The organism is Bacillus sp. JJ1521, assembly GCF_036965165.1.
GTDB lineage: Bacteria > Bacillota > Bacilli > Bacillales > Bacillaceae_L > Ferdinandcohnia.
The window spans coordinates 14,217-28,820 of record NZ_JBALOX010000007.1 but is presented as its reverse complement, the minus strand read 5'-3'; the positions used below and the strand labels follow the sequence as shown (position 1 = coordinate 28,820).

Sequence of the window (14,604 nt, the reverse complement as noted above, 5' to 3'; positions counted from 1 at the left end):
AGTCTTTGATCTTACAGCTCGAAAATTTCTCTTTAAAAATCTGTGGCATTCGCCGGAGGCTTTAACATTATTCAGCGGGGGTTACCCCCCCTGATGAATAATGTTAAATTGTTATTCATATTTTGGAATGAAAATACATATTGTGTTAGGAGAATAGTCTGTAAAGGAGGGACGAACTTGAATATAGGGTTTATCGGTACAGGAAATATGGGGAAGATTTTAATAGAATCCTTTGTAGAATCTCTTGCTGTTCCGCCTTCAAAATTAACCATTACAAATCGTACAATTGAAAAAGCAATAGCCATTAAGAACTCCTTACCAGATATTACGGTTGCAGCAACCAATAAGGAGGTTGTAAAGGCTTGCGATTTAATATTTATTTGTGTGAAGCCATTAGAGATCTACCCCCTTTTACACCAATTATCTTCTTCCTTAACAAATAATAAATGTATTGTTTCTATAACTAGTCCGATTTCTATTGAACAGCTTGAATCACTAGTGAACTGTCAGGTTGCACGGGTTATTCCGAGTATTACGAACCGCGCACTTACTGGTGTTTCCTTATTTACTTTTGGCAGGAGCATTAGCACAAGGTATAAGGATTATTTAGAATTCCTTTTTGAACAAATTTCCACTCCCGTTCATATAAATCATGAAATAACAAGGGTTGCATCAGATATTGTTAGTTGCGGTCCTGCGTTCTTTACTTATTTGTTAAGACGTTTTGTAGATGCAGCGGTGAAAGAAACAAAAATCACTGAGGAGCAAGCAACAAAGCTAGCAAGTGAAATGATTATTGGAATGGGAAAACTACTTGAAAAGGAAATTTATACATTGCCCACACTCCAGGAAAAAGTGTGTGTAAAAGGCGGTATCACTGGAGAAGGAATTAATGCAATGGAAGAACATATTGGTGAATTATTTGAAGAAGTATTTAGGAGTACCCATAGAAAATTTGATGAGGATATTTCAGAGGTGGGTGAACAATTTAACGAAACCCCATCCCGATAAATATATCACTTTACTATTCAAATAGGAATAGCATTTTTTAAAATTTTAAAATAAAAGGAGGGCAGACATTATTTTGTCTGACCCTTTATTTCTTTACGGTTAATAAGATTCTTTCAGAAGTATCCTGAACGGAATTTGTAAAATCAGCTTTAATATCTTTTACTTTAAAACCAGTTTCTTCAAGCAAGCTTTGATACGTTTCAACTGGAAAGGTTCGTTGTTTGTGAAACTCATCAAACCTCGTGTAATCCCCATTATGTTCATTTTTCACAAAAAAGGATAGTTCATGTTCGACACTATGAGGATTTTCCCCACTAAAACAATTCCAAATAAAACTAACCTCATCATCAACGCTCACAAACGGTCCATTCATAAAAATGAAATCCATTTTATAAACTGAATGGACATCGAATAGAAATAATCCCTCATCTTTCAAAAGCTGAAACACATTTTTAAAGGTTTTTTGAACATCTTCGGCCGTGTTCAAGTAATTTAGTGAATCGCAGAAAATCACAATAACATCAAACGGGTCAAATCCAGAGATATCAATCATGTTCTGCTGGTAAAATTCGACCTTCACTCCCGCTTCCATTGCTTTGTGGTTGGCTACCGTCAGCATCTCTTCTGAAAGATCAATCCCGACAACCTCAAAGCCTTCTTGCGCAAGTCTAATTGCAATTTCTCCCGTTCCACAGCCAATATCAAGAACTCGGAGGCCACTAGCTTTATTGAACTCTGTTATTTTTTCCTTAAAGAATGTTATCCATTGCTCATAATCTACATCACGCATCAGCTCATCATAGATATAGGCAAATTCTCCATAGCTCATAAACTTAGCACGTCTTCAATATTTTCCGTTGGCGCATCTCCCCATAGACGTTCTAAATTATAATAGGTGCGTTCGTCTTTATGGAATACGTGAGCAATGACATCACCTAAGTCAACAAGAACCCATCTTGCTTCATCAAAACCCTCAAGACGCTTAACATGAATACCATGTTCATCGGCTTTGTCTTTAATTTCACGAGCTATTGCTTGCACCTGTTTTTCAGAATTCCCGTGGCAAATAAGAAAATAATCGGCTACAAGCGATAACCCCTTCATATTCAATGCAATAATATTTTCTGCGCGCTTATCGTCAGCTGCTTCAACTGCAAATGTTAAAATGTCTCTTTCATTCACCTTTGATTTCCCCCTTTTTCTCAAAAATTAAAGAGTTAAATGTCTTTAATGTATCAGGATAGATTGCTTGATTTTTTTTAGCTAAAAACATGATGGTGTTACGTAAAGCATAAATAAGGGCATTATCTAAATTCTGCTTTGCAAGTTCTCGACCCTCTTCAACACCTGGAAAATGTCTTCCTGGTTCAATATAATCCGCAACAAAAATAACCTTTTCAAGCAGTGTCATTTTTTCTCGTCCAGATGTATGGTAACGGATTGCACCTAGAATTTCTTCATCCTCAATCCCTACCTCAGTTTTTACAAGATAGGCTCCCACCGGTGCATGCCAAAGTTCTGTATTATGGATCAATAAATCGGAAGGCATGTGTTGATCGATGATGATTTGTTTCATCTCATCCTTTGGTCTAAACTTTGCATAATCATGAAAAATGGCAGCTGTTTCGGCCTTTTTTTCATCAGCATTAAAGCGTTTTGAAAGTTCAATCGCTGTTTCCATCACACCCAGTGTATGCTGATAACGATGCTCGGTTAACTGTTCTTCGACTATCTTTAGAGCCTTCTTACGTTCCATATAAATGTTTCTCCTCTATATAGTTTCGTACTTTTTCAGGAAGTAAATACATTGTATTTCCTTTTTCTGATAGTCTCTTTCGGATCATGGAAGAAGAGATATCTAATTGTGGAATATCTATTTCAGTGATCGGATATTGGGTCTGCAATGAATAACCCGGTCTTGTTACCCCAATGAATGTAAGCAGCTCAACAAGTTCATCAATTTTATGCCAATGCGGCAAATATTCGACCATATCTCCACCAATAATAAAATAAAACTTTGTACCTTCATATTTTTCACGTAATAATTTGATTGTGTCGTATGTATAGGAGGGTCCTTCTCTTTCCAGTTCAATCAACTGTAATTTGAATTTCTGCTGATCTGAAATGGCAAGAGAAAGCATTTCAACCCGCTCCTCATCGGTTACATAGCTTTTACGCTCTTTATGTGGAGGGATACGGTTCGGCATAAACCAGACTTCCGAAAGATTTAACCTTGTTAATACCTCCGATGCAATGAATAGATGACCAATATGGGGCGGATCAAATGTACCACCTATGATTCCGATATGGTTCACTTCATGGTTCCCTCCACGTCGGACAAAAATGACACATCGAATTTCTGCGTTGGCTTGCTTTCACTTCCACATGTATTAAATACATACACTCCGGTACTCAAAGCTTCGCCGCCTTGAAATCTCGACACACAGAACGTGCTAGTGTCGACAAGACATGCGGACGTGGCGTTCTTGTCGACGTGGTCCTTTTTATCCTCTTTTTGAATACTTACTTAGATTTTGGTAGTTCTAATTGCTTGTTTTCCTTCGACTCTTTGTATAGCACAATCGTATTTCCAATAATTTGAACCAATTCAGCTTTTGCACCTTTACTCAAACTTTCGGCTACTGTATCCCGGTCGTCCTCACAGTTTTGCAAGACACTCACCTTTAATAGCTCACGAGCTTCAAGAGCCTCACTTATTTGTTTAATCATATTATCATTTACCCCGCCTTTTCCTACTTGAAAAATTGGATCTAAATGATGAGCTTTCGAGCGCAAAAATCGTTTTTGTTTTCCTGTCAGCATGTCTTTCCTCCTAATAGCCTTGTTACTAGTCTTTCCATTCTGTCTGTATCCGGAAATATTCCTGTCCATTTTTCAAATGCTAGGGCACCTTGATAAACAAACATTCCAATTCCATTTTGAGTAATAGCACCACGTTTTGCAGCTTCTTGCAGGAGTTTCGTTTCAAATGGATTATAAATAATATCACTTACTATGGTTTTTGGAGCGATGTTTTCAACTGAAATTGGCATATCTTCTACATTCGGATGCATTCCAACAGAAGTCGTATTGACAATCACTTGATATTTCCCTATATCGCTTTTTGTCTCAGCAAATCCCAATGCATGCGAATCAACCTCATATTTACAATCATCAATGATCGCTTTCGCTCGACCAATCGTGCGATTAACAATATCTATGTTTTTCACTCCCATAGCTGCCAATGAAATAAAAATACCTCTGGCTGCACCACCAGCACCGATTATTAATACTTTTGAAGAACATAATTCTTCAAAACTAATCACTTGGTTTAATGAACGGATAAATCCATTTCCATCCGTATTATAGCCAACTAATTTCCCGTTCTCATTGACAATCGTATTTACTGCCCCAATATTTGCGGCAACCTCTTCCACTTCATCTAAATATTCAATGACATCAATTTTATGAGGAATTGTGACATTGATGCCGGATATCCCAAGTGCTTTTATCCCCTCAATTGCGGCCTTTACTCCCCCAGGAGCAACATGAAAAGCATGGTATCTTGCCTCAAGCTTATAATGTTCAAAGAGATCATTATGCATCTTTGGTGACATTGAATGTGAGATGGGACTTCCGATTACACCGTAAACCTTTTCCATTTCCTCACCCGTAACGATTTATTTTTATCTTTTTTGTAATATTAGATTAACGACTTTCTTACTAGAACTCCCACGCCTTTTGGAACATGGGCGACAATTTTCGTATGTGGCTCGTTAATCGTTACCCAGCCTAATCCAGAGAAGACAACATCTGTTTTTGCTTCTTTGATCATAAATTCATGGGCAACTAGTGGCGGAAATTCATCTAGTTCGTTTAGTCCTGGCGGCTGTAACAGCTCACCTTTATGATTTTTATATAATTCGTCTGCTTTTTCAAGCTTGGTTCGATGAATATCCAGCAAATTTGAGAAATGGCAAACAAATGACTGCCTGTCCCCACTTACAAAATCAAACCGAGCTAATCCACCAAAGAACAAGGTTTGTTGTTCATTTAATTGAAAAACTTTTGGTTTGATTTCTTTTTTAGGAGTGATTACCTTCAGGTCCTGTTTTGAAACAAAATGTGCCATTTGATGATGATTAATAATTCCTGGAGTGTCATATAAGGAATGCTCTTCATCAAGTGGAATATCAATGATATCTAATGTTGTTCCAGGGAAGTGTGAGGTCGTAATAATGTCCTCCTTCTCTCCACTGAATTCCTTAATAAGACGGTTGATGAATGTTGATTTCCCGACATTCGTGCAACCTACTACATATACATCTTTTCCTTCGCGATAATGCTCAATGGCATCGGCAACCTCTTTAATTCCACTACCTTTTTCCGCACTAATTAAAAAAACATCAACAGGTTTCAGTCCTAATTCTCGGGCTGATCCTTTCATCCAATTAATTAGTTTTTTTGGTTTCACCGATTTTGGTAACAAATCTACTTTATTACCGACTAATAATATATTTTTGTTTCCTACAAAACGATGAAGGCCAGGTAACCAACTACCATTAAAATCGAAAATATCAACAATTTTTACGATCAATGCATCGGTAGAGCCAATCCCGTGCAGGATTTTTAAAAAGTCATCATCTGTTAACGAAACATCTTGTACTTCATTATAATGCTTTAATTTAAAACATCGTTGGCAAATGACTTTATCCTTTTCTAAAGCAGAAGGTGGTGCATATCCTAATTTTGTTTTGTCAGCCGTTTGGATTTCAACTCCACAGCCAATACAGCTAATCTTTTCTTGTTCCACTCTATTAATCCTCCCAATAAAGCATTCCGCGACGCTTCATCCAAGTCAAAATTCTTCTTTCAACAAAGCGATTAAACTTTGTAAAAAATCCATCTGTTTGCGCAACAGGGACAACGAGAATAGTATGTAAACCGCAGCGGTTACCGCCTAAAACATCGGTGAGAAGCTGGTCACCGATTACAACAACCTCATCTTTTTGTAAATTCATTTCCCTTATTGCACGTTTAAAGGCTTGTATCATCGGTTTTCTTGCCCTGTATATAAACGCGATACCTAGTGGATCTGCAAAATCTTTTACTCTTTTCTCCTGATTATTTGAAGCAATTGTAACAGTGATTCCATGTTTCTTTAGGTCTTTAAACCATTCAACAAGTTCTGGTGTTGCACTTGGACGGTCCCATTCAACTAATGTATTATCTAAATCGGTAATGACCCCTTTAATTCCAAGCTCCTTAAGCTTGCTTGGTGAAATCTCCAAAACGGATTTCACATGTTCATTTGGTAAAAAATTTTTTAACAATATGTTTACACCTCACCGGACTTCTTCCTAATATAACCTATCCTATCATAACGGAATAGAGTGATTTTCACAAAAACTATTACGTCAAATCCCGTCACGAATTGTAATTTTTATAGTAAAAATAAAAAGTTTTCGACAAATGTCAGTAAATTTCAACACATGTGGATAAACTTATACACATTTTACACATTGATATACATAGATTCCCAAATTTTATAAACAAAATACCCACAGGTTATCCACCATTTCCTGTGGATAACAGAACGGTTGTTCTATTATTTTTTTCGTGATACAGTTAAATTACTAACTAAGAGCAACGTATTAATATATGACAACTAGAAATCAAATAGAACGATTACGCTTAAAAATCTTTAGGAGGTGAATAGCCAACTATTGGCTCAAAGCTATGAGAAAATTATCAGATGACTTGTTAATTGAATCTTATTTTAAAGCAATAAAATTAAAGCTTAGTCCTGATTTTATTCACCTTATTGAAACCGAAATTATGCGCAGATCATTAGGACATAGAATTAGAAATATATCATAAAATATGATTTTGTAAAAGAGCCGCTAAAGGCTCTTTTTTTCTTTAGATAATATTTAGCTCCAGGCGCCTTGTGTTTTTCTTAATTTAAAGTACCTAAGACTTCACCTACTTTAATATTTGTAGATGAACGAATTTCAGGTTTAAACGTAAAACTTTCTTTTTCAAATAATAGAATAACCGTTGAACCGAACGAAAAATACGCAATTTCTTCCCCTTTTTTCACAGAATCACTAGTATGGGTTGTTTCTATACTATTAACAAACATGGCCCCTACCTTGACCACAGCAACATATGAGTCATTTGTACGTATTTCGGTTATTTTTCTAAAATTCTTGGATAACGGGTCTTTTCCATATTTTAACCCGAATCGATTGACCGGATACGATTTACTTCCCAATTCCCATTGCTTTGTGATGACTCCAGAAATTGGACAATGAATTCGATGATAATGGCTTGGACTTAAATAAAGAATAATGAAGGTACCACCTATGTATTTGGCAAGTGAATCTTCATCACCAAGCATTTCTCGAATTGAATAATGTTTGTTTTTTACAATCATTTCCTTGTTTGAAGTGATAATACCTGTATCTTCAATAACACCATCAACAGGGCTGATTACCGTATTTTCTTTTTGATCAATTTGCCTGCTATTCTTTTTCAACTGTCTAACAAAAAGGTCATGAAGGGTTGGGAAATCAGTTAAACTTTTTTCCATTTCAGCTTGGTTAATATTGTATATTTTCGCATAACTCGGAATAAGTATAGCACTAACTCTTGATTGTGAAAATTTTTTTAAAATCGCCGATGAAAGACGATGATTAGTTAATTCAATTAAGAAACGATAAAGCCATTTCTGCAAATCATATTCCCCCTAAAAATTACAATTTCTCTTTACTATACACTTTTGAACGAATAAAATAAGATTATTACAGCAATACTATTCTATTTTATTTATTTTTGACTTCTATTACAAAGACTTTTCAAGGAAGGAGTGAAGAAATGTTTTTATTGGACTATTTAGATTCAACCTTAAAGAAGCTTAAAGCTCATACCGCTAATATTCTAACACTGATTAACCTTAGCTTAGGTGGGTTTTCCATATTATTTGTTCTAAAAAATGAACTTAGATTAGGCCTCTTACTTATCTTTTTAGCTGCACTTGCTGATCGTTTTGATGGAATGGTTGCAAGAAAATTTCATATCGAATCAGAACTCGGAAAACAGCTTGATTCGATGTGCGATATTATTTCATTTGGAGTCGCACCTGCGCTTCTTTTATACCAGGGTATAATCCAAGAATTCGGAGCTCCAGGCATGTTTTTTACTGTTTTTTATATCGGATGTGGGGCATTTCGATTAGCCAAATTCAATATTAGCGACAATAAAGGCTTCTTTGTTGGCTTACCAATAACAGCAGCTGGCTGTCTATTGACACTTAGCTTCTTAGCAATCCCATATGTATCTCCACAATTTTTCATTTACCTCATCATCATACTTTCCTTCCTGATGGTTGGTACATTTAAATTAAAGAAAGTATAACATAACAAACACCTATCCACTTTAACGCAGATAGGTGTTTTGTTTTATTTGTCGAGCTGTAAGCGCATTACCCTTCTCTTAGTTAGTAAGTTCTAAAAATTCTTCGACATCTTTATTGGAAAGCTTCACTGCTTTTTCCCAGAAATCACGTTTCGTTAAATCAACACCTAAGTGTTTTGCAGCAAGGTCTTCCACTTTCATGCTAGCCGTATCCTTTAATAATGCGATGTACTTCTCTTCATAATCTGTTCCCTCTTCTAATGCCTTTGCATAGATTCCTAAAGAGAATAAATATCCAAAGGTATATGGGAAGTTGTAAAAAGGGACGCCAGTAATATAGAAATGCATTTTGGATGCCCAGAATTGTGGGTGATATTCATCAAGTGCCCCACAATAGGCTTCCTTCTGTGCTTCAAGCATTAATTCATTAAGTCGCTCTGTACTTACAATTCCTTGTTTACGCTCCTCGTAAAATCTTGTCTCAAATAAGAAACGAGCGTGTATATTCATATAGAAGGCAACACTTCTTTGAATTTTATCCTCTAATAGAGCAATTTTTTCCTCTTCGGACTTAGCGTTTTTTACAGATGCATCTGCGACTATCATTTCCGCAAAGGTTGATGCAGTTTCCGCCACATTCATCGCGTAGCTACGATTTAATGTATGAACACCTGCCATTGCATGCTGATGGAACGCATGACCAAGCTCATGAGCAAGAGTTGACACATTTGAAGGAGTTCCTGAGAATGTCATAAAGATTCTTGATTGGTCGCTTTCAGGAAAGCTTGTGCAAAATCCACCTGGACGTTTTCCTGGGCGATCCTCTGCCTCAATCCAGCTATCTTCAAATGCTTTTTGTGTAAACTCAGTAAGCTTAGAACCAAATTTACTAAATTGTTCTAAAATGAATTCGGCACCCTCTTGATACGACACCTTACTTTCTGTTTTCCCAACAGGCGCATCAAGGTCATACCAGCTTAGCCTTTCAACACCTAATAGCTGTGCTTTGCGGTTTAAATATTCTACAAAAGGAGCTTTATTCTCAGTTATAACAGCCCACATCGTTTCAAGCGTTTCCTTAGACATTCTATTAATATCAAGCGGCTCATCGAGAACATTTTCCCAACCACGTGCTTTATACACATTTAATCGGAACCCACCAAGATGATTTAATGCTTCACCAATATAGTCTGAATGTTCTTCCCAGGCTTTCTCCCATGAAGTAAACATTGATTGTCTCACATCTCGATCAGAACTTGAAAACTTGTTAAATGCTTGACCGACTGAAAACTGTTTTGCCTCACCATTTTCTTCAAATGGAATCTTAATGTTACCAACGACCATATTATAAAGCTGACCCCATGCATGGTAGCCATCAACACCTAAAGTATTAATTAAACTTTCCTGTTCTAAAGCAAGTTTTTCTTTTGCTCTAGTTCTTCTTTCTTCTAATACATAAGAAAGTTCATTTAATGGCTCCTCTGATAAAAGTTGTTCCCAGACAGACTGCTCTATTGCAACAAGCTTTTGATCAAAAGCCGTTAAGATCGATTGAAACTCGCTACTTAGCTGAGTTATTTTTCCCTGTAAAAGGGTAGCTCCACGATCAGTTGTATCCTGTGCTGTCAAACAGCTCACAAACGCCCCCGCTTGACGAAGCTTTTTAAAAGAAGATTGAAAAGCATTTAAAATACTTAATAATCCTTCTTTATCATTTACTTTGGTTGGTATTTGAAATTGATTTACCAGCGCACTGAACTCAGTTAGTTCCTTATGTAATTCATCCAAAAATGAATGAAAGACATGCGAACTGCTTCCACCTTCAAAAAACACATCTAAATCCCATTTTTGTTCATATGTACGTGTGCTCACAATTATTTCCCCCTTCTTAATTATTTAGACTCACTAAATAATTCACACCATTCATTATAAATGGATTTTTACAAAACTTCTATCATTTTGGACACTTTTTAGCTAATTCCCGGCTTTTTTCTTTATTTGCATTAAATTCCACCTTTGGTGGCAAACTTAGGAAAAACCGGAGCTGTCTGTAATGAAAAAGAAACCAATTCAAAATTATATAGAAAAATTTAAACAGCCCAAGCAAAATCCTGAGAACTTTCCTGAAAAATCCAATGCAGAAGAGATTGCAAGAAAAAGTCAGGAAATAAACCGAGACCTCGAGAAAAACATCCAAATCTTAAAGGAAATATATTCTATACCGGAAAACAATGATGTAAAGATCCATAATTTCACCATAAACGGTCTAAATAAAAACGCAGCCATCCTGTTTATTTCAACAATCTCTGATGTTGACATGATTAGTGAGCATATCCTTAATCCACTGTTACTAAATGAAGATCCAGGAAAAGAAGTTCAAAACATTATCCAAGTTCAATCACTCACACAGGTTCAACAGATAAAAGATATAGTTAACAGTGCTAATCAAGGAAATACAGTTTTACTCATTGATGACGAGAAAAAAGCGTATGTAATCGGAACGGCAAATTTCCAAAGTAGATCGGTAGAAAAAGCAGAAAATGAGGTTGTCCTTAAAGGCCCAAAGGAAGCTTTTAATGAGAGTGCAGATACAAACATTTCTTTAGTACGAAAAAAGATCCGGAATGAAAATTTAATTGTCGAGAATATAACGATTTCAAAACGGTCAAATAACGAACTGTATATCCTTTATTTAAAGGATCTTGCCAACGAAAAATTGATAAATAATATCAAAGAAAGAGTCAGTTCTTTAGATGTCGACGCCATTCAAAACCTCTCACTTTTGGAACAATACATTGAAGAAAGGCCAAGATCTATCTTTCCTAGCATTTTATATACGGAGAGACCTGATCGTGCTTCCTCCTTTTTAGAGGATGGATATGTCGTTTTAATCATGAATAACTCACCTTCTGCCTTAATACTCCCAACCACCTTTTGGTCCTTTATCCATAACCCTGAGGATCATTATTTACGATATGTATTCGGAAATTTCACTCGTTTACTACGTGTATGTGCATTGTTTATTACCGTTTTTGGATCTGCAATTTATGTTTCAATTACACTTTATCATTCAGAAATGGTTCCGACTGATCTTTTATTAGCTATTTCCGCGACCCGTGAAAAAGTTCCTTTCCCGGTTCTTATCGAAATACTAATGATGGAAATTGCCTTTGAGTTGATAAGAGAAGCTGGACTTCGAGTCCCTAATACAATTGGACCGACAATCGGCATTGTTGGAGCGTTAATTTTAGGTCAAGCAGCAGTTCAAGCAAATATTGTCAGTCCTATCGTTGTTATTGTGGTTGCCTTAAGTGGACTTTGTTCATTTACACTTAGCGATGTAAGCATGAATTTTGCAATAAGAATCATACGATTTGGTTTTATTTTCTCGGCTGGTGTTTTTGGTATTTATGGGATGACAGCCTTGTTTACAGTTGGAATCATTTATATGGTTTCCTTAAAATCATTTGGGGTTCCTTACTTATCTCCAATGTCACCTAAGTACATTTCTTCTGGAGATACAATTATTAGAAAAATACTCAAAAACGAAACAGTTCGCCCCGGATATCTTAAACCAAAGGACGTCATAAAAAAGGCAGAGGAATAGACTATGGAGCAATCAAGAGGAAAAATTGGAATAAGAGAATACGTTGCAATAGTGATATTAGTAATTGGTGTGAAACTCTCTGATGACACACCAATCATTTTGGTAAGGTCCCTTAGTAATGCTTATTGGATGGCACCTCTTGTGATTGGATTAGTATCGATTATTCCAATTTATTTGACGATCAAAGTCATAACGGCATATAAAAATAAAAATTTGCATGATGTCATCCTTCGTTTATTTGGAAAATATATCGGCACATTTCTGTCATGTATTCTATTATTGACTTTTTTTTTAGCACTTACATATGATTCAGCCATATATGTGGATATCATTGGTACAATGTATTTTTCACAAACTCCGTATTTGATGATTTATTTTGTTTTAATGATTGTTTGTGCGTATTGTGCAAAAAAAGGAATAGAACATATCGGCACTGTTTCATGGTTAGTACTTTTTTATATAAAATTTTCTTTATTCATCTCACTGATTCTAGCCTTAAAAGAAAGTAGCCTTGCATTCATTTTCCCAATTTTCGGTCCTGGTTATGTAGATGTCATAAAAGTGAGTACAACACATATATCACTTTTTGGAGAATTTTTTTTTATGGGATTAATTGCTCCTTATATTGTATCCGCTAAAGCATTTAAAAAAGGTACATGGATTGCGTTTGGGATTATCGTAATTGAGTTAACGCTTGCATTTCTTATCTATTTATTTGCATTTGATTATGAAGGTTTGAAAATGCTCGATTATCCTTACCAAGAGTTAATTCGCTTGATCCGGTTTGGATTTTTAACAAATATTGAAACCTTTTTCTTTCCATTTTGGATTATTGCCTCATTCATTCGATTTACTGTCTATATCTATTTAATTTCCATATTTTTAGGAGGGATTTGTAAGATCCAAACCTTTGAATATTTAGCCCCAACCATTGCAACAATTGTTGTTATTTTTGGTATGGCTCCTGAGGCTCCTACTTACCATTTTTAAAATAAGAGAGATTATATTGCATACAATGAGTCCAATGTTTCTTTTTGTTCCTTTTCTTATGTGGCTATTAGCAAAACTTAGAGGGGATTTGAAACATGAAACAACAAGCCAAAATAATTAGATTTGCTTTGATTTTTTCTACTGTATTTTTGTTAGTTGGTTGCTGGGATATGGAGGAAATTGATCAAAGAGCCTATGTTCTTGGGATAGGTCTAGATAAATCAAATGTTAATGGCTTTTTATATGTTACATATTTAATCTCCAATCCAGAGGCTGGGTCAACACTAGTTGGCGGTGGAAGTAATGAACCAGCACATGAAATTATCTCACTCAAAGCATCAAGTTTTATTCAGTCTCAAAACTTGGCAAATGCCGTAATTGCGAAACCTATTACGTATGATATTTTGGATTTCTTTGTCGTTTCAGAGGAATTGGCGAGGGATAAAGATTTTATTCGCTATTTCTATGATGCTACAAAGGATCGTGAAGTAAGACGTGATTCAAAAATTATCGTCACAAAGGAGAAGGCTAGTACATTTATTGAAAATAATAAACCAAAACTTGAAACGAGAAGGCATGAATATTTTGAAACCATTTTTAAAAATGCAACTAGTATTGGTTTTATTCCAAATTCCGAAATTCACAATCTTTTTAGAATTATTGAAGCAGATGCAGATTTATTTATCTCTGCCTATGCAACGACCGACCAGGACGAAAATACAGCTAAGAAAAACGAGGATGAGTATTTACTTGCGGGGAATATGAAGGTAACGGGAAAAACAAATCCAGCTCAATTCCTTGGTTCTGCAGTCTTTAAAGAGGGACAAATGATTGGGAAACTATCTGTGCAAGAAACGCGTATAACCATAATGTTAAATAAATGGATGGAAAAACCAAGCTTTTTGGTCTCTATGCCTGATCCCTTTATGAAAAATTACTGGATAACCGCGCGTTTTACTCAATTAAAAGAGCCAGATGTAACTGTAGATGTATCGAGACCCGCACCAAAAATAATGGTTAACCTTCCTTTAAATGCTGATATTTTAACAGACCACAGCATGGTTAACTATGCAAACGAAGAGGATAAGAGAAATGAATTAAAGGAGCACATCATTAATGGCCTTGAAAAAAGAATAAATGACTTTATTAAACGGACGCAGGAAGAATTTAAAGCAGATCCCTTTGGCTTTTCCCTTGTAGCAAGAAAGCATTTTTTAACCATTCCACAATGGGAGAACTATGATTGGATGAAATCGTATCCTGACGCAGACATAAGCGTTACAGTCGATGTAAAATTCGGGGAGTTCGGGCGACAATCGAAATTACCTAAACTTGAAAGGATAAGGGATTAACGAATGACTATTTTTATTTTTGTGATGATGACAATTATGTTTGTCTATACGGCCGGGTTTGGTGTCACCCTTTGGAAGGATAAAAATAAACCGGGCTCCGTTGTTGTATTTGGATTAGCAATGACGATAGCCATTGCACCATTCTTTACGATTTTAAAGTAAATTCAGTTCTTCATTTCATGCTGATGTAGTAGTAAGAATGGTCTTTTTTACTATCATCAGCTT

17 protein-coding genes are annotated in these 14,604 nt (G+C 35.8%); 7 read left to right on the top strand and 10 right to left on the bottom strand.

Features of this window, described 5'->3' with window-relative positions; all coding sequences use genetic code 11:
* Positions 1–177: 177 nt before the first annotated feature.
* Positions 178–1,011, top strand: a complete 834-nt coding sequence (gene comER / locus V7147_RS01320; RefSeq protein ID WP_335366057.1) for a late competence protein ComER — start codon at positions 178–180, stop codon at positions 1,009–1,011.
* Positions 1,012–1,096: 85 nt separating this feature from the next.
* Here comER and V7147_RS01315 read toward each other — a convergent pair whose 3' ends face one another.
* From V7147_RS01315 to V7147_RS01280, 8 genes are all read right to left on the bottom strand, one after another.
* Complete coding sequence (locus tag V7147_RS01315) at positions 1,097–1,840, bottom strand: class I SAM-dependent DNA methyltransferase (protein ID WP_335366056.1); 744 nt, start codon at positions 1,838–1,840, stop codon at positions 1,097–1,099.
* The gene (gene rsfS / locus V7147_RS01310; protein WP_335366055.1) at positions 1,837–2,193 is read right to left on the bottom strand and encodes a ribosome silencing factor; all 357 of its coding nucleotides are present in this window, start codon (positions 2,191–2,193) and stop codon (positions 1,837–1,839) included. Before rsfS ends, V7147_RS01315 begins: the two co-directional genes overlap by 4 nt.
* On the bottom strand, positions 2,186–2,767 hold the full coding sequence (gene yqeK, locus V7147_RS01305; RefSeq protein ID WP_335366054.1) for a bis(5'-nucleosyl)-tetraphosphatase (symmetrical) YqeK: 582 nt from the start codon (positions 2,765–2,767) through the stop codon (positions 2,186–2,188). The genes rsfS and yqeK overlap by 8 nt, the downstream gene beginning before the upstream one ends.
* Entirely contained in the window at positions 2,757–3,326 is a 570-nt protein-coding gene (locus V7147_RS01300) for a nicotinate-nucleotide adenylyltransferase (RefSeq protein ID WP_335366053.1), read from the bottom strand. Before V7147_RS01300 ends, yqeK begins: the two co-directional genes overlap by 11 nt.
* 208 nt (positions 3,327–3,534) lie before the next feature.
* Complete coding sequence (gene yhbY, locus V7147_RS01295; protein WP_335366052.1) at positions 3,535–3,834, bottom strand: ribosome assembly RNA-binding protein YhbY; 300 nt, start codon at positions 3,832–3,834, stop codon at positions 3,535–3,537.
* On the bottom strand, positions 3,828–4,673 hold the full coding sequence (aroE, locus tag V7147_RS01290; RefSeq protein WP_335366051.1) for a shikimate dehydrogenase: 846 nt from the start codon (positions 4,671–4,673) through the stop codon (positions 3,828–3,830). The genes yhbY and aroE overlap by 7 nt, the downstream gene beginning before the upstream one ends.
* Positions 4,674–4,714: 41 nt before the next feature.
* Positions 4,715–5,824 carry a ribosome biogenesis GTPase YqeH gene (gene yqeH / locus V7147_RS01285; RefSeq protein ID WP_335366050.1) on the bottom strand — a complete coding sequence of 370 codons (1,110 nt, stop codon included), beginning with the start codon at positions 5,822–5,824 and terminating at the stop codon, positions 4,715–4,717.
* 4 nt (positions 5,825–5,828) lie between these two features.
* Positions 5,829–6,344: a YqeG family HAD IIIA-type phosphatase gene (locus tag V7147_RS01280; RefSeq protein WP_335366049.1), complete on the bottom strand. Its 516-nt coding sequence runs from the start codon at positions 6,342–6,344 to the stop codon at positions 5,829–5,831.
* A 406-nt stretch (positions 6,345–6,750) separates the two neighbouring features.
* Here V7147_RS01280 and V7147_RS01275 point away from each other — a divergent pair, with 406 nt between their 5' ends.
* Positions 6,751–6,891, top strand: coding sequence for a sporulation histidine kinase inhibitor Sda (locus tag V7147_RS01275; protein ID WP_335366048.1), 141 nt, complete (start codon positions 6,751–6,753; stop codon positions 6,889–6,891).
* Between the two features lie 79 nt (positions 6,892–6,970).
* Here V7147_RS01275 and V7147_RS01270 read toward each other — a convergent pair whose 3' ends face one another.
* Positions 6,971–7,750, bottom strand: coding sequence for a phosphatidylserine decarboxylase (locus V7147_RS01270; RefSeq protein WP_335366047.1), 780 nt, complete (start codon positions 7,748–7,750; stop codon positions 6,971–6,973).
* 140 nt (positions 7,751–7,890) lie between these two features.
* Between V7147_RS01270 and pssA the strand changes: the two genes are divergently transcribed.
* Positions 7,891–8,430 (top strand): CDP-diacylglycerol--serine O-phosphatidyltransferase, encoded by a 540-nt coding sequence (gene pssA / locus V7147_RS01265; RefSeq protein WP_335366046.1) that lies wholly within the window; start codon positions 7,891–7,893, stop codon positions 8,428–8,430.
* A 78-nt stretch (positions 8,431–8,508) separates the two neighbouring features.
* On the opposite strand, the gene V7147_RS01260 is transcribed toward pssA, so the two are convergent.
* Positions 8,509–10,302: a M3 family oligoendopeptidase gene (locus tag V7147_RS01260; protein ID WP_335366045.1), complete on the bottom strand. Its 1,794-nt coding sequence runs from the start codon at positions 10,300–10,302 to the stop codon at positions 8,509–8,511.
* Positions 10,303–10,483: 181 nt separating this feature from the next.
* On the opposite strand from V7147_RS01260, the gene V7147_RS01255 reads away from it, so the two are divergent.
* The 4 genes from V7147_RS01255 (at position 10,484) to V7147_RS01240 (ending at position 14,541) form a co-directional block, all read left to right on the top strand.
* Complete coding sequence (locus V7147_RS01255; RefSeq protein ID WP_335366044.1) at positions 10,484–12,037, top strand: spore germination protein; 1,554 nt, start codon at positions 10,484–10,486, stop codon at positions 12,035–12,037.
* Positions 12,038–12,040: 3 nt separating this feature from the next.
* Positions 12,041–13,027 carry a GerAB/ArcD/ProY family transporter gene (locus V7147_RS01250; RefSeq protein WP_335366043.1) on the top strand — a complete coding sequence of 329 codons (987 nt, stop codon included), beginning with the start codon at positions 12,041–12,043 and terminating at the stop codon, positions 13,025–13,027.
* A 95-nt stretch (positions 13,028–13,122) separates the two neighbouring features.
* Positions 13,123–14,379, top strand: coding sequence for a Ger(x)C family spore germination protein (locus V7147_RS01245; RefSeq protein ID WP_335366042.1), 1,257 nt, complete (start codon positions 13,123–13,125; stop codon positions 14,377–14,379).
* A 3-nt stretch (positions 14,380–14,382) separates the two neighbouring features.
* Positions 14,383–14,541 carry a hypothetical protein gene (locus V7147_RS01240; protein WP_335366041.1) on the top strand — a complete coding sequence of 53 codons (159 nt, stop codon included), beginning with the start codon at positions 14,383–14,385 and terminating at the stop codon, positions 14,539–14,541.
* Positions 14,542–14,604 lie beyond the last annotated feature (63 nt).